The organism is Pseudomonas putida S13.1.2 (assembly GCF_000498395.2).
Taxonomy (GTDB): Bacteria; Pseudomonadota; Gammaproteobacteria; order Pseudomonadales; family Pseudomonadaceae; genus Aquipseudomonas; species Aquipseudomonas putida_Q.
The window spans coordinates 691,107-711,981 of the sequence record NZ_CP010979.1 but is presented as its reverse complement, the minus strand read 5'-3'; the positions used below and the strand labels follow the sequence as shown (position 1 = coordinate 711,981).

The window sequence follows — 20,875 nt, the reverse complement described above, 5'->3', positions numbered from 1 at the left end:
CTCCAAACGAGAACGCTGCCGGACTGCTCTACTCTGGTAGCTTAAGGTGATCGATGAACGTTTTGAGCGTGGGGGATGCGGCTTCGTACTTTCTGACCACCAGTAACAGCGTGCGGTGTGCCCATGGCTCATCCAGGGTCACAGCCTTGAGCTTGTGGCTGCGCAGATACTGGTTGATGACACTTCGAGGCAGCACAGCGATACCCAGCCCGGCAGACACCATCCTGCACATGCAGTCGAAGCTGCTAATCCGAATACGTAACTTGAGGCTCATACCCAGCTTCGCGGCCTCCGCTGTCAGCAAGGTGTGCATCGAGCTTTCAAGGTGAGGGCCAACGAATTCATGCTCCAGCACCTCCTTGAATCTGATGACCTTACGCGTGGCTAGCTCATGACCACTGGGGACCACCAAGGTCAACTCATCATGCCTGTAGGTCAGCGCCTCAAGCCCCTCTGAGGCCGTTTGTGCTGCGATGATCCCAAGGTCAGCTCGGCCATCAGCTACCGCTCGAATCACAGCAGAGCCAACTCGCTCCTCGATATCAAACTTGATCTGTGGGTAGAGCTGGGCAAAACCATCAACGTCCTGAGGCAAAAATTGGGACAACGCGGAAGTGATCGCGTGGATTCGAATGTGTCCTTTGACTCCGCTTGCATACCCACTCAATTCGGTGTCGAGCTGGGCCATGGTTTGCTTGAGTTGCCTGGCGTAAAACAACAGGGATTGACCTGCTGGGGTCAGCTCTACCCCTCTAGCATTACGCAGCAGTAGCGGGGAGCCGATCTGCGCCTCGAGCTCAGTGATCCTTTTGCTGATGGCCGAAACTGCGACATGCTTGATTCGACCGGCACGAGTGAGGTTCCGCTCCTGGGCAACAGTGATGAAAAGGTCAAGGCTGGTAAGGTCGTAGCGCAATGTTCAATTCCTGGTAGGTAGCTTTTCAAGCTCCGCGAAGGCGGTCACAGATCGCTCTTGAATCGACTCATCCATCCAAGCGTGTCCGTAGTCACACCAGAAGGATGGTACTCGCACCCCACCCAGCCGCTATAGTCAAGCTGTTGCAACATGTTGAACAGGCTCAAAAAATCCATACTCCCGGTACCTGGTTCATGTCGTCCAGGCCAGTCTGCAATCTGTACATGCTCAGTTCGATGATGATAGGCCCGAAGCATGCCTATCGCATCCTGCGTCAGGATCTGAGCATGGTAGAGATCCAGAATCAGACGAAGGTCTGGGAAACGCTCAAGAGCGTCCTGCGCCTTGTGGAAATCCGAGAAGAAGTAACCTGGCGCAGCTTCTGTGCAGATAACCTCCAACAACGGAACAAGACCATGATCGAGCAGGTACTTGACCCCGTAATCCAGGTTTTCTCTGAAGACAGTGTTTGCCTGGCCATCCCCACTGACGCCTGACATCAGGTGCACGTTGGCGCAACCGAGCGCTTTGGCGTACTGCACTGCTACCTTCAGGCCATGACGAAACTCGTCTTCTTTCCCCGGAACGGCTGCAAGGCCCTTCGTCTCACCAGCGGGGGCTGCGAACTGAACAAGCTTCAATTTGTGCTTTTGAAGCAGATCGCCTAGCACCGAAGCGTCGTAGGCATAAGGGGAAGGAAACTCTACCGCTTTGAAGCCTACTAGGGTGGCTGCAGCGAAGCGCTGGAGAAAAGGAAGCTCAGTGAACTGAAAACCTAGGTGCGCGTTGAAGTTGAGCATTGGGGCGCTCCATTATTCATAACGTTTGTCCATTTGGGTTGCATCTAGGATGCGTGAGCCATCGTAAAGGGCTGCCACTCTTCTGAGAATTATCGAGCGGTCAATAGTGTGTTCTCGAAGCGCGAAGCCTTCGAAGCTAGATACGGCTGGACACACACAAACTGTCTTTATCTGATAGGCCCTACCCTATGAGTTCCTACCGAAGCCGGCCAGCTCGCGTCTTTCGACAGTCGGCAGTTGCTAGGAGAGTGGCAAGCAACGGGCGCATCTTCCCGGGTGCGAACACCTCGAGCTTTAGATCAGGGGGAACGGTGGTTTCGGTGTGCCTGAACCATGATTGAATGAACAATGACTCACCAGTGTTGACCCTTATATAGCGACCATCCTCGGACTGCAGATTGATCCCCCCGCCAACGCATTGGCAAAGTGGATATCACAAATGTGGTGATGCCAGCCTGTCTCTTCCAACACATCGGTCGCGGGTGACCTGAGCGCGCGCAGGGTCTTCCGTAGCGTCTGTGAGTCCTAGGTTACGGTGCTTGAAGAGATGGCGGCGCCAAGGCACAAGCGGAGCATTCTCGGGCGTTGCGCCCATGAACAAGGTGCAAAAGCGCAACAACCTCGGGATAAGCGCGGCACGGCAAGATGAGCCGAGATCACTCATCATCCACCGCGCCTTGCTTACTGACCCAATACCTAGCTTCAGCACTGCACTTACAATTTCATAGTAGGGGGATCGTATAGCTCAGGATCAGTCTGTTTTGATCCTGGTTTCTTGATGCTTCGCTATGCGATTTTCCGTTAAGCCAGGCCACCCCCAGTCCCTTGAGAAAACCGGACTGAACAGCGTAATCAACGATGAGATCCCGCTCCCACTCTCGAAGGTCAATGCCGCTATCCGTTTTGATATCGTCGCCCTTAAGGTATGTCAGCGATGCCTTGAGACCTGGCACACCTAACGCGGAAAAATCATACGCATACTGGCCAAAGTACGTCCTCTCCCCCGCTCTGTTGAAGCTCTGGATAAGCCTGTCAGTGAACAGGTAGAGCGTACTACCAACCGATCCTTTGCCGGGCAAGCTACCCTGGGCTACCTGAGGGAAGTTACTGCCCCCCGACACCACCTGGTACCCTGCCGTGAGCGAATGACCTGAGATGCCATACACTCCCATTGCACTCCAAGTCTTGTTGTCAATTTCACCATCGCCATTGCTTGTATAACCGCTGATACGATAGCCAGCATCGCCTTGACTGTTTCGTCCTGAAGAGCTCGTATCAAAGTAGCGGAGATCGGTCTTTAAAAACTGCCCGCCTCCTAAATCCCACTGATGAACAGCGCCAAGGAAGTGCTGCGTGTAGTAATCGTCCAGGTGCCCAAAGTAGTATTGAAGTTTAAGACTTTTCTGCGGCGTCCAGTCAACACCTGAGAACGTGAACCCGTCGCTCTCTTGGGTACCACCGGTGATAGCGAGTCCGGTGCGATCAGTAGAGGCACGAGCAGTAGCACGGCTTATGCGACCGCCAGTGAATGTGAACTGGGGTAAATCCTTAATCACGACTTGACCGCCCTGGTATGTCTGCGTCAATACGCGTGCGTCATTAGTCAAAATGACAGGAAGGGAGGGTCGCAACGTTCCATAGAGTAAGCTGGTTTCGCCAACCTTTGCTTTGCCAGTAACACCAAAGCGACTCCACTCATCAACCCCCCGCCCATCAGTGTCAGTAGGAATCATGCTACTTCCTAGATGACGCCCTTTCCCGCTATCCAGCTTCATCCCAACCATACCCAAGGCATCAAACCCGAAACCCACGTTGCCTTGTGTATAACCAGACTGATAATCAAGTGTTAAACCATGTGCCCACTCAGCAATTTTTGACGGAGATGCTTCCCCGTCTCGGTTATCGTTATTGTAGTAGTAATTTTTATAACCGAGCTGAGCCTTACTATCTTTGAGAAAATCAGCATACCCCAAACCAGACACCGACAAAAAGCCTAGTGCAACCATTGATCTAAATGTGAAGAACATGACGGCATTTCCTTGAAATTAGCTAAGCAATACTGAACGTATTGAAAAATAGACTTAGAACCACTTAGTTACTTTCAATGGAAAAGCTCTGCCACCAAGGTAGCGCCGATAAATGTACCAAAGGTGGCCAAAAGAGACACCAATACAAGTCTCCACCCAAGTTGCTTTAGGGCCCTAAGATCCTTGGCGATAGACAAACCAACAAAAGCCAGGATGGGGGTTATCAACGTGATGATGTTTACGCTGCTCGCTACCAGCTTGACTTCCTCAGCAAACGGATTGGCTGGAGATGTAAGAAACATTGCCACAATCGAGACCCAACACACTACTGGAATTTTTCGCCTTGTGATGATGAATAAAAACTCGCCAACAAACGCGATTGCAATTAGCAATGCTAAGCCTAAGTAGAGGATCGCTGGGATACTGGCAAAGGCCACGTAGTTTGCCAAAAGAGCCAACATCGTAATGCCAGTCCAAGCGAAAAATTTCCCTGACCAGGTCAGTGAGCGCTCGCCTTCAGACAAGCTGAAATCACCATCGGAAGGAATGGACGCAGAAGACACACGTCCGATTATTGGCTCGAATGTTCTATAAGCCCAATTCGCGAGCGGCAGTGAGATGAAGAGAGTGAAGTATGTGCCGATTGTGGTTGTCATGAGGTTGGCCGCAGCCGCAATCGCCATCACTTCTTTCGCGACTTCAGGTGTTTGCTGTGCCGCGATGGCACCGGCAGCCGCTGCCATCATGGTTCCAGATCCGATTCCGGCCCCCATGGCGAGGGACTTTGGATCAAAAACGCCCAGGCTCGTAACGAGGCCAGCCGCAAAGGTCATGAACAACGTACCCAGCAGGGTATTAGTGAGATACTCACCCATCACTCCCCTACCCTCAGGAGAGTTCATGCCATATTTTTCACTGATGATTGCCAGGCTGGGTTCTCGACCAACAGAGAATGTGGCACCGACAGCTTCTCTTTTGATGCCAAGCAGGAGTGCAACAGGCAGGCCTAGGAGAATGGTACCTACGAAATGTCCCAGCTCCTGGAAGATGATCGCCCAACCTGCGTTGATGATCACCGGGACGGACTCACCCACAAGTAGGCCGAGTTTAGCTATGAAAACAAGAATAGCAGTTTGAAATATCAACGCAGCCTTGCACTGCGCTGCAATATCAATCGCAACTAGCCGATTCAACCTTGTACCCATCAGGCCAACGGCAAGGGCTAAAAGGGTTGCCCAAAGGTACGGGAGCAGCACAATGTTTCCTGAGCCTACCGGTATCTTAATTGGCCCACATAGCTCAGCCACGATCACTATCATGATCGCCCAGAAATACAGCTTAAACACATCAAGGCTTGCACCTCGATCTCGCAACCGATATACAATTGCACCGTACATAAAAGCATCTCCAGACCGACACAGCCTTTACCACTGCATCAGCCATTAGTCTTAGCATCAGGGGCAGGAGTAAATTTTATTAAGAAGCCCAACATGCATTTTTATTTTTATTGACCAAACAAGACCTGAAGCTTGGTTCAGCTAATCGGAATTGCCAGATGCCCTAAACAATCACCAGGCTGAACCATCGAATAAGTCCGAATGCAAACAGCAACACCTCCCCTCTCAAAATTGACAATGACCGGATCCTCCCACGGATTGTCCAAGTCATAAATTGCACCTGCCATCCCACCAGGCTGAATGGTCTCACCGAGCTGGAACGCCGGCTCAAAAAATCCTGTTTTCGGGGAAAACGCCATCAACCCCTGTCCGTCCAGCGAGAATGACTGTGCTCCGCAAGTTTCTCCATTGCTGACGAGCTCAGAACGTAAGACGCCAACCTCTCGAAGATATCCGAGCAAGCCTTGCTCCACGGTTTGAAGACCTTCTAAATTCACAGAGGATCCGCCGCCGAACTCTCCGCACAAGAATGCGACATCTGCTTTCTTTGCGTAGTTACCCAGCACACGATCTTCGCCACTCAGCGCGCTATCACTGTCATAATAATAAATTCGCTTCGGAGCAAAAGCGTTCAGCAATTGCGCTGCTCGCTCTGGATCGCGCTCTTGATGGGCAAATGGCGCCAAGACACCTGGTAGATACTGAAGCGAACTTCCCCCCGCATGGAAATCGAACAGGTAGTCAGAGATGGGAAGCAAACGACTCGTAACGTAATGTGCGATCATTTCGGTCACTGTGCCGTCGCGTTTCCCAGGAAAAGTACGATTAAGGTTAATCCCATCAATAGGAGAGACCCGAGTAGCGGCCAGGAATGCAGGGTAATTCAACGCAGGTATAACGATTATACGCCCGCTTACATCCGCGACATTGATCCGACGCACAAGCTTTGAAAGAGCGACAGGCCCTTCATACTCATCACCATGTACCCCGCCTGTCAGGAGGACTGTAGGGCCATCACCATTCTTTATAACAGCTATGGGAATTGCGATGTGCCCATAAGCAGACCGGTTAACAGAGTGAGGTACTCTGAGTGAGCCGAATTGCACACCGCTCGCTTCAAAATTAACGTTTTCTTGAATCATGGATCGCTCTTGCATAACGCACCTCATCTACGGATTACTGATAGAAATCACCTGTTCTATTCAAAATATTCCATAGCCGATAGGCCATGACAATCCATGAATTTTTTCGGAGCCAGATGCAGTTTTTTTCATCACCACAGGTAAAAAAATGCCACCTTTCGGTGGCTAAGCTCTCAGAAATTTTCGGCGCTCGATAATATATATGAACGCATTTTACTCGCAGCAGGGCTCAACCCTTCCCTACCTAAACTCGCCAGTATTATCTTTCTGCAAGCAGGCGGATCAAACTGAAACTCATCAAGATCGTACTTGTATCTTGCCAACGACAAGGCTGGAAGGACAGCAACTCCCAGACCACTCTCTACCATTGCGATGATGGAGGCAGCATCTATCGCGTGCATCTGGGATTTGATGACTATCTTATGCTGCTCCAAGAGCCGAGCAATATCTCTAGCATAGTCACCGCGCTGGCTTATCAATGACACATCTCGCAGATCACTCACTGACATTGAGGCGCCCCCTTCTGACTTAAAGCCTCTAGGCGTAATGCATATGAGCGGATCACAATATAAATCATCGGAGTCAAGGCCAGGCGGAGCCGGATAAGTAATAAATCCTATATCCACCTTACCCTCGGCAATCCAAGTCCTCACATCGTCCAGGCCGCCCTGTTCTACTGAGATCTCTATATTCGGATAGAGGCTTCTGAAGCCATGAACGATACCGGGTATCCATGCAGCGCAGATGCTGCTCAGGGCACCTATTGTTACAGAACCTACCTCAAGACCTTCTAGCTGAGCAGCTTGTTGAAGCAAACGATTGTGGGCTGCCAGCACACTCCTTGCTGCCACAAGCATTTCCTCGCCGCTTTTTGTAATCCTGATTCCTAACTTCGTCCTCAAAAACAATGAGAAACCAAGATTAGCCTCAAGCGAGGCAAGAGCGTGGCTAATGGCCGATGGCGATAAATTTAGGCGGTGAGCAGCGCCCACGAGCGTGCCGTGCTCAACGATTGACACAAAAACTTGGTAGTTATGCAAAGTCAAGTGAGCCGCCCTCTAGATTGAGTATCAAGCCATAACAGCAATGGCCCAAACAATCACGATCAGCATCAGGCGATGCCTGCTACCCCAGCTGGGCTGCGGAATCGCTGCCATGTGCGGAAGCATTGCGTGAACTACGGTACTTGATAACCAGAGCGAGAATCCCAACGCTAGCCGGAATGCTCAAGAACAAGAACAACTCCCTGAAACCCCAGCCTAGGGCAAGCATCGTTGCACCAATCCCTGCTCCTGTAATAGAGCCCAGACGGCCTATCCCTGTAGCCCAGCTGACACCGGTGGCCCTAAACTGAGCAGGATAGAACTGAGCAGCTAATGCGTAAGCACCGCCATTGGCACTATTGACGAAGTAACCCAGCACAAAACCGAGTGGAATCAATAGCCTCATCGATGGTGTATTTAACCCAATCACTGCGGCAGTAATAGCACCACCTAGAATTGTAAGTGCGACGATCTTGTGATGTCCCCATCGATCCATCTTCAAACCGATGGCTAGGTTGCCGAATATCCCTCCGGCTTGAAAGATAGCTCCGATCAAAGCAGCCTCACCTAGTGTCATTCCAGCGCCTTTAACTAAGAGCGGCAGCCAACTGGAAAGCAAGTATAAGTTGATCAGGCCAACAAATAGCATCAGCCATATAGCCATAGTCCCCAAAAGATATTTTGGGGAAAATAGCGCTTCAACACTTCCGCTCCCGGCCAGAACATCTTCCGAAGTATAAATCCTGCAACCATGCGTAGCTAAGCCAGGTCGAAGCCTGTTAATTGCCTCAACCAACCTGGGCTTATACGCTTCGCCCTTGCTTAGCAGGAACGCTGTAGACTCAGGAAGATACCTGATTAATACCAGGCAGAAAACCAATGGGATTACGCCACCAACAATGAATACTGATCCCCACCCAAAGTTGCTTATTAATGCATCACTTCCGAAACCTCCAAGTGCCGCTCCAACGGCGAAACCTGAATAGATACTTGCGACCATCTGGGATCTGCGTCGCTTGGGAGCAAATTCGGAGACCAGAGTAGCAGCGTTGGGCATAGATGCTCCAAGGCCAAGCCCAGTGAGGAATCGAAATGCACTTAGCATTACGATATCGGTCGAGAAGGCGCAGGCAATACTCCACACCCCCACAATTAGCATTGAAATAACTATGACGAGGCGCCGGCCATAACGGTCAGCGAGAGGCCCCGCGATAATGCAACCTACAGCTACACCAAGCAAACCGCTCATCATTACAGGCCCGAGACTCTGCTTCGAGATATCCCAGCTATCAATCAGTGCAGGAGCAATGAACCCAATCGAGGTTGTGTCAAAACCATCGATGGCTAGTACAACCATACAAAGTATGAAGACACCCCACTGCCTACCCGATGTGGGCTGATCATCTAGAAACGTCGACACATCCAGGTCTTTCGGCGCTGCCATAAATCATCCTTTTTATTCTTATGATTCAAAGTAGCCTAGGTGGCTAATGCCGCATCATTGCAGCCCCTTTCGCCACCAGGTGTAAAGGAGAAAACTGCAATCACATTTCACAAAACGGCCATAGTTTCATCGACAAGGCCGTATCGATACATCTATTGGGAAGGAGCATCGAATGCGGGTTGACGAAAGGTGGGCAAATCGCCTGAAATCGTCAGACTCATGCAATTCGACTCACAGTGCAAGATACACAATGTGGCCCACACGACGAGACGGACAACGTTACTCCATGCTGTCTTTCAACCTCGGTGCCCAGGCAGACAATGCAAGCTTGATACAGACAAGGACGCTGAAAAGAGCGGTGACTACATGTGAAATCCCAAATACGTTACCTGCGACGCCGGCCAGCAGGATTACTACTGCAGCAGCACCATACGTGACCGCCGAATAGATAGAAGACCTGGAACTTTGCAATGATGGGCAACATCCCTTAGTTATTACCAGCAACCCAATTCTGTAAGCAACACCAGCTCCACCACCCAGAATGCCTAAGCCAAACAATACAACTGCTGAACTATGTACTTCGGCACCGACGAGGAGTAGGCCGGCGCCAACAGCCATTGCCATCACTCCTGAAATCCGAGGTGCATGTTTAGCCAACCATGGGCTGGAGAGCTGCCCCATAGCGCACGCCACCAGCAATGCAATCACTCCGCCGATCTTAGCGCTGTCCAGACCGATGATTGAAAATAGCGTAGGCAACGAGACGATGACAATGCTGATGGCTATCCAGGCTATACACCCAACGGCAAGCGGTAAGCGCAGTATGGCCATCTCCGCCGAGGGTGAATCAATATGTACCTGCTTAAGGTAGAACCTGTTGATCTCGCGCCTGCGATACAGGATCGGCAGAAGAACCGCGAGAGCAACCATACAAGCGGAACCATGAATTATAAAGGTGACACGCATGGCATCAGCTGAAAGAATCATCACGCAGGCTTGTCCGAAAGACGTACCTACTACAGCACCCACTAAGTTCCCTGTCGCAGATATCGAACGCCCCTTCGCTCCCAGTGCCGTGACCACCAGCGCTGCTGCGGCACCGGTGCCAATACCACCTGCAACACCTGCCACTCCCCTGCCCAGCAAAATACAAGCTTCATTCGCTTGCGATAGTAAGAAATCCGACACGGCAGCCACGACCAGCGATGTACATATTAGCTGCGGGGCATATTTAGCGGCGGATGGATTAGAAAAAACTATCAAAACTCCAATCAATACCGAGACATAGCAAACAAAAGTCATCGACATCAACAATGGAGTAAAGCCAAGATCACTATTATAGAGAGGAAGAAGTGGCGTAGTCATATTAGTGCCAGCGAGCAGCAAACCAAATGCACCTGCGGCAGCAAAGCCTTGCGAGCGACGCAGCGTCGCCTTTTCGTTTGGATTTATCATCTCTCAGTCCGAGCCTTTATCTTAAAACATATTATTGAGGCAGAAAATATGCAAGTTAAAGTGCGGAATCTTATACTTGTTACCGCTTCCAACGCCAATTACACGTTGCGTCAGGCACCCTAGCAAAATTTGGCGCGATGAAAAAGCGAATAGCGTTGTCTTTCAGATTAATATTTTTCACCTATGTGTCACAGGTATCTTATGGCCTTAGCGTCTTATGAAGTATTCATAGCCATTGTCGAACGAGGCAGCTTGGCAGCGGCTGCAGACTTCCTGCATTTGTCCCCATCCGCTGTAAGCCACGCGCTAGCGAATTTCGAAGCTCAGCTCGGCTTTGCATTGATGACCAGGGGCCGTGCCGGCACCAACTTGACGCCTCAAGGCGAGGCGCTTATCCCTCTGGCAAAGGAAGCAATTCGAGCCCACAAAAAGCTTATAGAGCACGCGACTGAACTCAAGGGTTTATCGACAGGCACCTTGAAAATTGCGGCATTCAGCTCAGTGAGCGTGGCCTGGATACCTGAGCTGGTGAGCACTTTCAGGGCTAGTTACCCCTTGGTGACCGTTCACGTTAATCAGGGAAGCTATGACGACGTGCTAAGCGCTCTGAGCTTGGGGGACGCTGATCTAGGATTTGTCACAACACCAGCAGCGGGTCACTTCAACGTAGTGCCTCTGTACAGCGACCAAATGGTATGCGTGACTAACGGATCCTTTACTCCAATCAATCCCTGTCACGTTTCGCTTGAGGAACTTGCTAGTCAAGAGTTTATTGGACAGCACGAAAGCAACTCAAAAGAAATTCGCGACATCCTCAAGAAAGCCCCTTCGTCCATGCACTCGACGATCAAGGCCGTAGACGATAACGTAATCTTAGCGATGGTAGAGAAAGGCCTTGGTGTTTCAATCATGCCTGAACTCGCGCTTCAAAACCGAAAAGCGGAGATCCGTAGTTACCCACTAAAGCCACCAGTTGTGCGAAACATAGGGCTTGCATCAAAATCCGCTACATTGCTATCACCAGCCGCAAAGGCCATGCACACGCACATCTTGAGTTTTGTAGAAAAGTGGAAATCCGGCCATATCAACCCCCACTCAACTTACCAGACTTAGTTAGTCTTTGCTCCAATTGAGAGAGCATCCCCATCGAGAAGTTCTTGGCAGGCATATCTGCGATAGCGATCTGGGTTGAAGTCCCTTGCAAGCCAGTTATCTGCCAAATCTGATCCATCAATAACTCCCTCAGATGCGAGTGATCGCGAACCCTCAGCTGCACCAATAGGTCGACATCCCCAGAAATCAGTGTTACTTCTTGAGCCTCGGGCAACGCCCATATCCCCCTCATGACTTCAGCGATATCATGATCTCTGGAGGCAGATATCGTCAGGTACACCACTTGAGAATATCCGAGAGCTGCCCAATTTATTTGGGCGGCATACCCTTTAATGACGCCAGCCCTCTCTAGGCGTGCCATACGCTCACTAACGGTGGGAGCTGAGATCCCCAGCGCGGCAGCTACCTGACGCTGAGACATCCTGGCATCCTCAGAAAGAACGCGTAGGATTGCAATATCAACTTCATCATGCGTGTATACGTCTTGGACAGGCGCAGTTACATCTTTGATCCGAGAAAATATAGCTTGCGCAGCATTCATTTCCATCACCTCAGGCTCTACGTATTTAGTTTTGTCTGTAAGACTGGCGCCACCTAGAGGGCGTAGTGTTCGTCTGCTGCTTAAACATGGTTGCAAAATGGCTTTGGCTAGCAAACCCGCAAGCCTCAGCTATTTCACAAAGCGAAAGGTTTGATCCGATTAGCATGGCCTTTGCCTTGTCAGTCCGCACCTTCATCAACCACCGGTGCGGGGTGAGCCCTAGTTGCTGGTGAAAGCTCCTAGAAAAATGGCGGCGACTCAGCCCAGCGGCTGCCGACAAATCCTCAATGGAGATTTCTCCGTTGAGGTTGGCCTCGACGAACTGCTCTACCCTCTTGATTCGCCACTGCGGCAGGACAACAGCCGTGTTGGCATGCAAGTCGGTGCCCGCTCTTTTGAGCATACTGGAAAGAATTGACATAAGCAGGCCGTCGCCAAGCAGGGCATTGGCTGGATCGTTGCCCGAGCAGCATTCCCAAAGTCTAGTCATCATCAGTTCTAGGAAAGCATCGTGCCATGTATCCTCAGCGAGGCGTCTGAACGCTTCGCTAATTCGAGCTGGGCAGTTGACTCCAAGTAACCCCTTGATGGTGTCGTTAGGCAACGCTAGCACCAGAATGGTGCGCTCTCCATCAACCTCCCAATGGCTCTGTGTGTCAGAAGGTACCACCAACATTCGTCCAGCCTCTGACCTCTGCTCCCGCCAAACCCCATCGATTTGCCAACCCCACATGCAATTCGAACTCGCCTTAACCGGCAGGGCAAGGATGGTTTCTCGAACGCTTGGGTCAGCGAAATTGTGAGCACCCTGCTCTACATGAATCATTCGGAAATTCAAGAGGCCGGCGGAAACCCTGTGTTCCTGAGGGAATTTCGAATAATTAGAACCCAGGTAAAAATCTGAATAGCTCTTCCATGGCTTCAGAAGGTGGTGGGATGGGTCATCCGGGATCTGCAGGCGTTGTGTCAGCATTTTGGCACCTGATGGAAAGGTAACGTTTTCTGATTTCTATCGAATGCAAGCATTTCTCGTGCCTACCCTGGCATACGTAAGGAGATTTACGCATACCTCTGTCCGTCCGAAAGAAAAAAACGCGACACCGGCAGTTTCATGAAAAAAATGGCCATCCGTCGCAAACGACCCGCTCAACCCAGCACTAGGATGGCCGCAGGTATCCCGCCCCAAGCGGAATGCCCCCGTGGTTACGAGACGTAACCTTCGACTACGCCTCCCTTTTAGTGCGAGAACAATAATGCCAAAAGTAAAAGCGGCGATTATTGGATCGGGTAACATCGGTACCGATTTGATGATCAAAATCAAGCGTAATTCGCGACTGCTCGAGATAGTCGCGATGGCGGGGGTTGATCCTGAGTCTGACGGTTTGCAACGCGCCCACAAGCATGGTCTGGGTATTACACATGAAGGTATCGAAGGCCTGCTGCGTCTTCCGGAATTTGAAGGTGTTAAGGTCGTATTCGACGCCACCTCTGCCGGTGCTCATAGACACCATGATGAAGTGCTTAAGGGCAAAGACATCCAACTGATCGACCTTACCCCGGCAGCGGTAGGCCCTTTCGTGATTCCGACTGTGAACATGAAAGAGAATCAGGACAGTTACAATCTCAACATGGTCACCTGCGGTGGGCAGGCCACCATCCCAATCGTTGCCGCAGTCAGTGATGTCGCAGTAGTGGAATACGCTGAAATCATCGCTTCGATTGCCTCGAAGTCGGCAGGCCCGGGTACCCGCGCCAATGTTGATGAATTTACCGAAACGACCACTCACGCTATCGAAAGCGTAGGCCGGGCTAAGCGGGGGAAAGCGACCATCATCCTGAACCCTGCAGAGCCTCCTCTGATCATGCGTGACACAGTCCACTGCCTGTGCCGCTCCACGAACAAAGAGGCTATCCGCGAATCCGTGGAGCGAATGGTCAAAGAAGTTCAGACGTTCGTACCTGGGTACCGCCTCAAGCAGGACGTCCAGTTTCAGGAATTCACCGAAGAATCCCCGCTGCGATTACCCGCGCCCCAGGCTCCTTTCGTGGGCCTCCAGGTATCCGTCTTCCTCGAAGTTGAAGGCGCCGCCCACTATCTGCCGGCTTACGCAGGCAACCTGGACATCATGACCTCTGCAGCACTGAAGGCTGCCGAAAATATCGTAGCGATTCGCGGTTGGGGTGGTAGCAATGACTAAGCTCTTTATTCTCGACGTAACTCTCCGTGACGGCATGCACGCTGTACGTCAGCAGTACGACCTTGGCCACATCCGGGATATCGCTGCCGCGTTGGACGAGGCCGGTGTTGACGGGATCGAAGTAGGACACGGTGACGGCCTGAATGGCTCCAGCCTGACCTACGGCTTTAGCCGCCACACCGATGTCGCGTACATCGCAGAAGCCGCCAAGGTCTGTAAGCGAGCTGTGTTAACCACGGTATTGCTGCCTGGCATCGGCACCATCGATGACATCAAACGAGCTCGCGACGCCGGCATCCAGTCGATTCGTATCGCCACTCACTGCACTGAAGCCGATGTCTCGGCCCAGCACATTGCTGCCGCTAAAGAGATGGGGATGTACGTTTCGGGCTTCTTGATGATGTCATCCGCAGCCTCTCCCGAAGCGCTGGCCATCCAGGCCAAGAAAATGGAGAGCTATGGTGCGGCCTGTGTGTACCTCGCCGACTCAGCAGGTGGCCTTACAGTCAAAGGCGCCTCCGAACGCTTCACTGCAGTCAGCCAAGCCCTGAACAGCAGCACCGAGCGCGGTGTTCACGCCCATGAAAACTTGTCGTTGTCTGTGGCCAACACCGTGGCGGCAATTGAGGCCGGCGCCACTCGCGTGGACGCGTCCTTGGCTGGGATGGGTGCCGGCGCTGGTAACTGCCCAATGGAAGCCTTCATAGCTGTAGCCAACCACTACGGTTGGGAACACAACTGCGATCTCTTCAAACTCCAAGACGCAGCAGACGACCTAGTTCGTCCGATTCAAGACCGCCCTGTACGGGTTGACCGAGAAACGCTGACCCTCGGCTACGCAGGTGTGTACTCCAGCTTCCTGCGGCACGCCGAAAAGGCTGCTGACAAGTACGGTCTGGATCCGCGTGCAATCTTGGTTGAGATCGGGCGTCGCAAGCTGATCGGTGGCCAGGAAGACATGATTGAAGACGTTGCCCTCGACATCGTTCGCCAAAAGTCGAACTGATCTCGTCTAGCACGGCGGTGGGGCCACTGTCGGTAGGTTGGTCGTTGCCCCATCAGATCTAAAGCACTCAACATCAAGTGACTCCAATGGAAAACATTTTCGCAACTCGTATGTCGGGCGTGAAGCCTTCCGCTATCCGCCAACTTTTGAAGCTTGGAGCTGATCCAAAAATCATCTCGTTCGGCGGCGGTTATCCGGACGCTTCGCTTTTTCCATTGGAGCAGCTGAATGACGTTTATGCCGAGGCCATTCTCCAGAACGGTCGGGCAGCGCTCCAATACACCGAGTCGAACGGCCTGATTCGCCTCCGCGAGCAAATCGCCCAGCGCATGGCGGCACAGGGTGTTACCTGCAGTGCTGACAACGTCCTGGTGCTCCAGGGTGGACAGCAGGGCCTCGACCTTGTCGCCAAACTGCTGATTGATCCGGGCAATAAAATCGTCGCGGAAGACCCCACCTTCCTGGGCGCGCTGATCGCTTTCAACCCCTATCAGCCGCAGTACGTTCCAGTGCCGATGGATGAGAATGGAATGGACGTCGAGGCTCTGGAGGAAAAGCTCAAGACCACCAAGGGCATCAAGTTCATCTACGTCATCCCTGACTTCCAGAACCCAACTGGCGTGACCTTGAGCCTGGAACGCCGAAAGCGGCTGGTCGAGTTGGCCAACGCCCATGACCTCATCATTCTGGAAGACACTCCGTACCGCGAAATTCGTTACGAAGGCGAGCACCTCCCAGCGATCAAGTCCTTTGATACTGAGAACCGCGTCATCTACCTGGGCAGCTTCTCGAAAATTCTGGCCCCAGGCCTGCGCTTGGGCTGGATCATCGCGTCGGACGAGCTTGTCCAAAAACTGACCCTGCTCAAGCTGGCTGCAGATACTCAGTGCAGCACCTTGAACATGAAAGCGGTGTCTCTGTACCTCGACAAATATGACGTAGACGCTCATATCGACGAGATCAGAAAGACCTACCTCCGCAAGAAGAACGTCATGCTTAAGGCAATTAATGACTTCTTCCCGAGCGAGGTTCAATACACCAAACCTGCGGGCGGCATGTTCACCTGGCTGACCTTCCCGAATGGCTTTGACGCAGCCGACTTCATGCTTAATCACGCTCTCCCCGAAGCGCAAGTAGCTTACGTACCGGGTGCGACTTTTTTCTCCGTGGATCAGAAAGCCAACCATGCTCGCGTAAGTTATTCCACCAGCACCGATGCGGCTATTGTCAATGGCATTGAAGCGCTGGGTGGATTGCTTAAGAAGCACATTTGGTAGAAGAGGTATTTTCATGGCCGGCCTCGAAGAAATGCGAACCTTTATCGTGCTTTTGTTGCTGATAATAATCGCCTTGGCCGCCAGAAAAAAACGCTGAACATCGACAATACTAACCGGTGTCGAAGGTGCTCTATGAATACCTACATCCAAGTTATGCTCCGCCGCAACTCGGACAAATCCGCAAAACGCTTCAAGGAAATTATGCAGAGCCACAGTGAAGTTCGTTCCTGCGACTTCTATCGTGCTGACACTTGCATTCTTCAGCTGCAGCTGGAAACACCTTTCTGCCTGGAAGGCTTCATACAGAACGCGCTTTCAAGCACAGGGTGTGTGGAAGGCGTCCAACATGGGCAGCGTTACAGACGTTTAACCGAAGATGTTTGATTGTTCGCACATACTAATAACTTGTGATTATAAGAACAAAGGGTTTTAAAATGGGTACTCTCCTTCCGTCAGGCCTGTCACTGTCCATCATTGCCGCCACTACGGATGATCTTCAGCTCAAAGAGTGGTGCGAGTCATTGTTGGCCGTCATCCAGAGTGAAGGCATCGACAGCGCCAAGGAGATCATGGATGCCTTGGCCAAAATCATGCAGCATCCGCATATCGGCTGGAAATCCAGACTCAACACGCCCTACATCAATACGATTGATGTTACAAACCAGCCGGCGTACCCAGGAGACCTTGCAACTGAAGAGCGCCTGGCGTCCATCATGCGCTGGAACGCCTTGACAATGGTTGTTCGTGCCAACAAGGCATACGGTGAACTGGGCGGCCACATCTCCAGCTATGCGAGCGCGGCAGATCTCTTCGAAGTCGGCTTCAACCACTTCTTCCATGCAGCCGATGACAGCCACGGCGGCGATCTGGTCTTCTATCAACCTCACTCGGCCCCGGGCGTCTACGCTCGCGCATTCCTGGAAGGCCGACTGAACGATACCGACCTTGATCACTATCGCCAAGAGATTACAGCCCGCAAAACCGGCGCAAAGGGCTTGTCCAGCTACCCACACCCCTGGCTCATGGATGATTTCTGGCAGTTCCCAACCGGCTCCATGGGTATCGGCCCGATCACCTCCATCTACCAAGCCCGCTTCATGCGGTACCTGCAGCACCGTCAGTTGCTGAACACCGAAGGCCGCACCGTTTGGGGTGTATTTGGCGATGGTGAAATGGATGAGCCGGAAAGCATGTCCGCGCTCACGCTCGCCGCCCGCGAGGGCTTGGACAACCTGATCTGGGTAGTGAACTGCAACCTCCAGCGCCTGGATGGCCCGGTACGCGGCAATGGCCGGATTGTTGATGAGCTCGAGGCACTGTTTAAAGGTGCTGGCTGGAATGTCATCAAGCTGCTCTGGGGTTCCGACTGGGATGGTCTGTTCGCCCGAGATACAGATGGCGCCATTATCAAAGCGTTCGACAAGACCGTTGATGGCCAGCTGCAAACCTTCGCAGCGAAGGACGGCCAGTACAACCGTGAGCATTTCTTCGGTCAGAACGAGGAGCTCAAGCACCTGGCTCAAGGCCTCACCGACGAGCAAATCGACCGCTTGAAGCGTGGCGGTCACGACATGGTCAAGATCTATTCTGCCTACGCTACTGCTGCGAAGCATAAAGGCCAACCAACCGTCATCTTGGCTCAGACCAAGAAAGGCTACGGTATGGGTGAAGCCGGCCAAGGCAAGATGACCACCCACCAACAGAAGAAGCTCAACTACGAAGACCTCATCGGTATTCGCAACCGTGCGAATCTTCCGATCAGCGACGCTGAAGTTGAACAACTGGCCTACTACAAGCCCTCTGAAGACAGCCCGGAAATGAAGTACCTGCGTGCTCGTCGGGACTCACTGGGCGGTTACACGCCTTCCAGGAACACCCAGGCTACGGCTGTTGCTGTACCAGAGCTCGGAAGCTACGGCGCATTCGCGCTGGAAGCGAACGACAAAGAAATGTCCACCACGATGGCATTCGTGCGGATGTTGTCTGGCCTGCTCAAGAACAAAGAATTCGCTCGTCGACTCGTGCCAATCGTAGCCGACGAGGCACGCACCTTCGGTATGGCAAGCCTGTTCAAGCAAATCGGCATTTACTCCAGCGTTGGCCAACACTATGAACCTGAGGACATCGACTCCCTTCTCTCCTACCGTGAGGCGGTCGACGGTCAGATTCTGGAGGAAGGCATCAGCGAGGCCGGCGCTATCAGCTCGTGGGTGAGCGCAGCTACGAGTTACTCCGTGCACGGCGTCCCAATGCTGCCGTTCTACATCTACTACTCGATGTTCGGTTTCCAGCGTGTAGGCGACCTCATCTGGGCAGCTGCAGATCAACGCGCACGTGGCTTCTTGTTGGGCGCTACGGCTGGCCGGACAACCCTGGGTGGTGAAGGTCTGCAACACCAGGATGGCAGCAGCCATGTGATCGCCGCAATGATTCCGAATTGCCGTGCATATGACCCTGCTTTTGCAGGTGAACTGGCAGTCATCATGGATCACGGCATGAAGCAGATGCTGGAAAATGGTGTCGACGAGTTCTACTACATCACCTTGATGAACGAGAACTATGCCCAACCAAATCTGCCGGCTACCGCCCATAACCATGTGCTTCGCGGCATGTACCTGTACTCGAAGTCGGTAGGTACTGGCCAGGTCGCATCGGTCAGACTGCTGGGCTCGGGCACCATCCTCCGCGAAGTCATTGCCGCCGCCGAGATCCTCGAGACGAAGTGGAACATTGCTGTTGAGGTGTGGAGTGTCACCAGCTTCTCGGAGCTCACCAAAGAAGCCCGCGAAATCCAACGCTGGAACAAGCTCAACCCAACTCAGCCGAAGCGCGTAAGCCACGTCGAAGAGTCCCTGCCCGAGAGTTCCCCTATCATCGCTGCCACCGACTACGTCCGTGCTCTGCCGAGCCTGATCGCTCCGCACGTCAAGGCTCCGTTCGTTGTCCTGGGCACTGATGGGTTCGGACGCAGCGACACTCGCGAGGCCCTCCGCGACTTCTTCGAAGTGAATGCTCCTCACATCGTCCTGGCGGCCCTTACCGCACTCGCAGACGAAGGGAAGATCGCCCGCGAGGTATGCCAGCAAGCGATTGATGAATACAACATTTCTGCCAGCGCATCAGCCTCCTGGTCTTGCTAACAAAAAATAGTTTACGTGGAGTGCCTCATGAGCAAAGCGGAAGAAATTAAGATCCCTAACATCGGCGACTTCAAGGACGTCGAGGTTATTGAAATCGTTGTGAAGGTTGGCGAGAAGATCAGCGCTGGCCAACCCCTGCTGGTTGTGGAGACTGATAAAGCATCGATGGAGATCCCCTCCTCCCACGATGGCCTGGTCACCGAGCTGAAAATCACCGTGGGTGATCGCGTTAGTGAAGGCATGGTGATCGGTGCAATTCAGGCCGGTCAGGAGAGTGCAGCACCGGCTGAGGCCTCTGTCCCCGTTGAGGCCGTATCCCCAGTGATTGAGGCTGCAAGCACGCCTACCCCTCAGGCTGCCCAAAAACAGCCAAAGCCTGTGCAGCCAGCGGTGGCTATTCACCCGGCGCCGACGCCAGCCAACCTCAATGCCGGAGCGGGCAGCTTCCCATACGCCTCTCCTTCGGTCAGGAAACTGGCTCGGGAGCTCGGCATCGATCTGTTCAACATCATCGGCACCGGCCCGAAAAAGCGTATCTCGAAGGAAGATGTTCACGGCTACGTCAGAACCTTGGCCAGCCAGAAACCAGGCCAGTCTCACTCGTCCGGGTCAGGTCTGGATCTGGCGCCGTGGCCAGATGTCGACTTCGCACAGTTCGGCGAGATCGAGCGCGAGAAGCTGTCGCGGATCAAGAAAATAAGCGGCGCGAGCCTGCATCGTAACTGGGTCACCATCCCCCATGTGACCAACCATGCCGAAGCAGATATCACTGAGCTGGAGCAGTTCCGTGTTTCCGAGAACAACGCCGGGGTGAAGCCGAAACTGACGCTGCTGGCTCTGGTGATGAAGGCAGTTGTGGTGGCTCTCAAGCAGCATCCAATCTTCAACTCGAGCCTGGATAGCGATGAGGTGGTACTGAAGAAGTATTACAATATCGGGTTCGCAGTCGATACGTCTGGCGGTCTCGTTGTACCGGTGATTCGAGGTGTTGACCGTCTGAGCATCCGACAGATTGCTACGCAAATGTCGGAGCTGTCCGAGAAGGCTCGTGCAGCCAAGCTGACCTCCGATGATATGAAGGGTGGCACCTTTACCATCTCATCGCTGGGCGGCATCGGCGGTAGCTACTTCACCCCGATCATCAATGCGCCGGAAGTGGCCATCTTGGGCCTTGGCCGCATGGTTGAACGCGTGGCCATCCGTAACGGCGAAGTCACGCCGCGTCTGGAGCTCCCTCTGAGCTTGAGCTGGGATCACCGAGTCATCGACGGTGCAGATGCTGGTCGCTTCAATGCCACCATCTGCAGGCTGCTGGCCGACTACCGTCGCGTCTCTCTGTAAGACCGCAATAGTTAAAGGCAGCGACTGCGCTGCCT

At 52.8% G+C, this 20,875-nt stretch carries 17 protein-coding genes; 7 read left to right on the top strand and 10 right to left on the bottom strand.

Translation table 11 applies throughout. The features are described from left to right. Positions 1-28: 28 nt before the first annotated feature. The 8 genes from N805_RS02990 to N805_RS29585 form a co-directional block, all read right to left on the bottom strand. Positions 29-916, bottom strand: a complete 888-nt coding sequence (locus tag N805_RS02990; RefSeq protein ID WP_019472008.1) for a LysR substrate-binding domain-containing protein — start codon at positions 914-916, stop codon at positions 29-31. 44 nt (positions 917-960) lie between these two features. Further along, positions 961-1,716, bottom strand: a complete 756-nt coding sequence (locus tag N805_RS02985; protein WP_019472007.1) for a hydroxypyruvate isomerase family protein — start codon at positions 1,714-1,716, stop codon at positions 961-963. Positions 1,717-2,438: 722 nt separating this feature from the next. Further along, complete coding sequence (locus N805_RS02980; RefSeq protein ID WP_019472006.1) at positions 2,439-3,743, bottom strand: OprD family outer membrane porin; 1,305 nt, start codon at positions 3,741-3,743, stop codon at positions 2,439-2,441. Positions 3,744-3,817: 74 nt separating this feature from the next. Continuing rightward, positions 3,818-5,140 carry a DUF3100 domain-containing protein gene (locus tag N805_RS02975; protein ID WP_019472005.1) on the bottom strand — a complete coding sequence of 441 codons (1,323 nt, stop codon included), beginning with the start codon at positions 5,138-5,140 and terminating at the stop codon, positions 3,818-3,820. Positions 5,141-5,277: 137 nt separating this feature from the next. Next, positions 5,278-6,282: a succinylglutamate desuccinylase/aspartoacylase family protein gene (locus tag N805_RS02970; protein ID WP_050551688.1), complete on the bottom strand. Its 1,005-nt coding sequence runs from the start codon at positions 6,280-6,282 to the stop codon at positions 5,278-5,280. A gap of 173 nt (positions 6,283-6,455) precedes the next feature. After that, positions 6,456-7,328: a LysR family transcriptional regulator gene (locus N805_RS02965; RefSeq protein WP_033692397.1), complete on the bottom strand. Its 873-nt coding sequence runs from the start codon at positions 7,326-7,328 to the stop codon at positions 6,456-6,458. Positions 7,329-7,407: 79 nt separating this feature from the next. Continuing rightward, a complete protein-coding gene (locus tag N805_RS02960; protein WP_019472002.1) occupies positions 7,408-8,769 on the bottom strand; it encodes an MFS transporter in 1,362 nt (453 codons plus the stop codon). Positions 8,770-9,048: 279 nt separating this feature from the next. Next, positions 9,049-10,224 (bottom strand): MFS transporter, encoded by a 1,176-nt coding sequence (locus N805_RS29585; RefSeq protein ID WP_080956774.1) that lies wholly within the window; start codon positions 10,222-10,224, stop codon positions 9,049-9,051. A gap of 201 nt (positions 10,225-10,425) precedes the next feature. Here N805_RS29585 and N805_RS02950 point away from each other — a divergent pair, with 201 nt between their 5' ends. Further along, entirely contained in the window at positions 10,426-11,337 is a 912-nt protein-coding gene (locus tag N805_RS02950; RefSeq protein ID WP_019472000.1) for a LysR family transcriptional regulator, read from the top strand. Here N805_RS02950 and N805_RS02945 read toward each other — a convergent pair. Both N805_RS02945 and N805_RS29365 read right to left on the bottom strand, forming a co-directional pair. Then, a complete protein-coding gene (locus N805_RS02945) occupies positions 11,309-11,878 on the bottom strand; it encodes an Lrp/AsnC family transcriptional regulator (protein ID WP_155412666.1) in 570 nt (189 codons plus the stop codon). The genes N805_RS02950 and N805_RS02945 overlap by 29 nt on opposite strands. 25 nt (positions 11,879-11,903) lie before the next feature. Further along, positions 11,904-12,851, bottom strand: coding sequence for an AraC family transcriptional regulator (locus tag N805_RS29365; protein ID WP_019471998.1), 948 nt, complete (start codon positions 12,849-12,851; stop codon positions 11,904-11,906). A gap of 280 nt (positions 12,852-13,131) precedes the next feature. On the opposite strand from N805_RS29365, the gene N805_RS02935 reads away from it, so the two are divergent. From N805_RS02935 to N805_RS02910, 6 genes are all read left to right on the top strand, one after another. Next, on the top strand, positions 13,132-14,076 hold the full coding sequence (locus N805_RS02935; protein ID WP_019471997.1) for an acetaldehyde dehydrogenase (acetylating): 945 nt from the start codon (positions 13,132-13,134) through the stop codon (positions 14,074-14,076). Beyond that, entirely contained in the window at positions 14,069-15,082 is a 1,014-nt protein-coding gene (gene dmpG, locus N805_RS02930; protein ID WP_019471996.1) for a 4-hydroxy-2-oxovalerate aldolase, read from the top strand. Before N805_RS02935 ends, dmpG begins: the two co-directional genes overlap by 8 nt. Before the next feature lie 86 nt (positions 15,083-15,168). Continuing rightward, positions 15,169-16,359, top strand: a complete 1,191-nt coding sequence (locus N805_RS02925) for a PLP-dependent aminotransferase family protein (protein WP_028613318.1) — start codon at positions 15,169-15,171, stop codon at positions 16,357-16,359. A 132-nt stretch (positions 16,360-16,491) separates the two neighbouring features. Beyond that, entirely contained in the window at positions 16,492-16,743 is a 252-nt protein-coding gene (locus N805_RS02920; RefSeq protein ID WP_019471994.1) for a hypothetical protein, read from the top strand. A gap of 50 nt (positions 16,744-16,793) precedes the next feature. After that, positions 16,794-19,499: an alpha-ketoglutarate dehydrogenase gene (gene mdeB / locus N805_RS02915; protein ID WP_080956772.1), complete on the top strand. Its 2,706-nt coding sequence runs from the start codon at positions 16,794-16,796 to the stop codon at positions 19,497-19,499. Positions 19,500-19,526: 27 nt separating this feature from the next. Continuing rightward, the gene (locus N805_RS02910; protein WP_019471992.1) at positions 19,527-20,840 is read left to right on the top strand and encodes a 2-oxo acid dehydrogenase subunit E2; all 1,314 of its coding nucleotides are present in this window, start codon (positions 19,527-19,529) and stop codon (positions 20,838-20,840) included. Positions 20,841-20,875: the final 35 nt, after the last annotated feature.

Coding starts and splice junctions, on each gene's coding strand:
- N805_RS02985 (WP_019472007.1), bottom strand. CDS start 1,716: ATGCTCAACTTCAACGCGCACCTAGGTTTTCAGTTCACTGAGCTTCCT.
- N805_RS02950 (WP_019472000.1), top strand. CDS start 10,426: ATGGCCTTAGCGTCTTATGAAGTATTCATAGCCATTGTCGAACGAGGC.
- N805_RS02980 (WP_019472006.1), bottom strand. CDS start 3,743: ATGTTCTTCACATTTAGATCAATGGTTGCACTAGGCTTTTTGTCGGTG.
- N805_RS02960 (WP_019472002.1), bottom strand. CDS start 8,769: ATGGCAGCGCCGAAAGACCTGGATGTGTCGACGTTTCTAGATGATCAG.
- mdeB (WP_080956772.1), top strand. CDS start 16,794: ATGGGTACTCTCCTTCCGTCAGGCCTGTCACTGTCCATCATTGCCGCC.
- N805_RS02925 (WP_028613318.1), top strand. CDS start 15,169: ATGGAAAACATTTTCGCAACTCGTATGTCGGGCGTGAAGCCTTCCGCT.
- N805_RS02975 (WP_019472005.1), bottom strand. CDS start 5,140: ATGTACGGTGCAATTGTATATCGGTTGCGAGATCGAGGTGCAAGCCTT.
- N805_RS02910 (WP_019471992.1), top strand. CDS start 19,527: ATGAGCAAAGCGGAAGAAATTAAGATCCCTAACATCGGCGACTTCAAG.
- dmpG (WP_019471996.1), top strand. CDS start 14,069: ATGACTAAGCTCTTTATTCTCGACGTAACTCTCCGTGACGGCATGCAC.
- N805_RS02970 (WP_050551688.1), bottom strand. CDS start 6,282: ATGATTCAAGAAAACGTTAATTTTGAAGCGAGCGGTGTGCAATTCGGC.
- N805_RS02920 (WP_019471994.1), top strand. CDS start 16,492: ATGAATACCTACATCCAAGTTATGCTCCGCCGCAACTCGGACAAATCC.
- N805_RS02935 (WP_019471997.1), top strand. CDS start 13,132: ATGCCAAAAGTAAAAGCGGCGATTATTGGATCGGGTAACATCGGTACC.
- N805_RS29585 (WP_080956774.1), bottom strand. CDS start 10,224: ATGATAAATCCAAACGAAAAGGCGACGCTGCGTCGCTCGCAAGGCTTT.
- N805_RS29365 (WP_019471998.1), bottom strand. CDS start 12,851: ATGCTGACACAACGCCTGCAGATCCCGGATGACCCATCCCACCACCTT.
- N805_RS02945 (WP_155412666.1), bottom strand. CDS start 11,878: ATGAATGCTGCGCAAGCTATATTTTCTCGGATCAAAGATGTAACTGCG.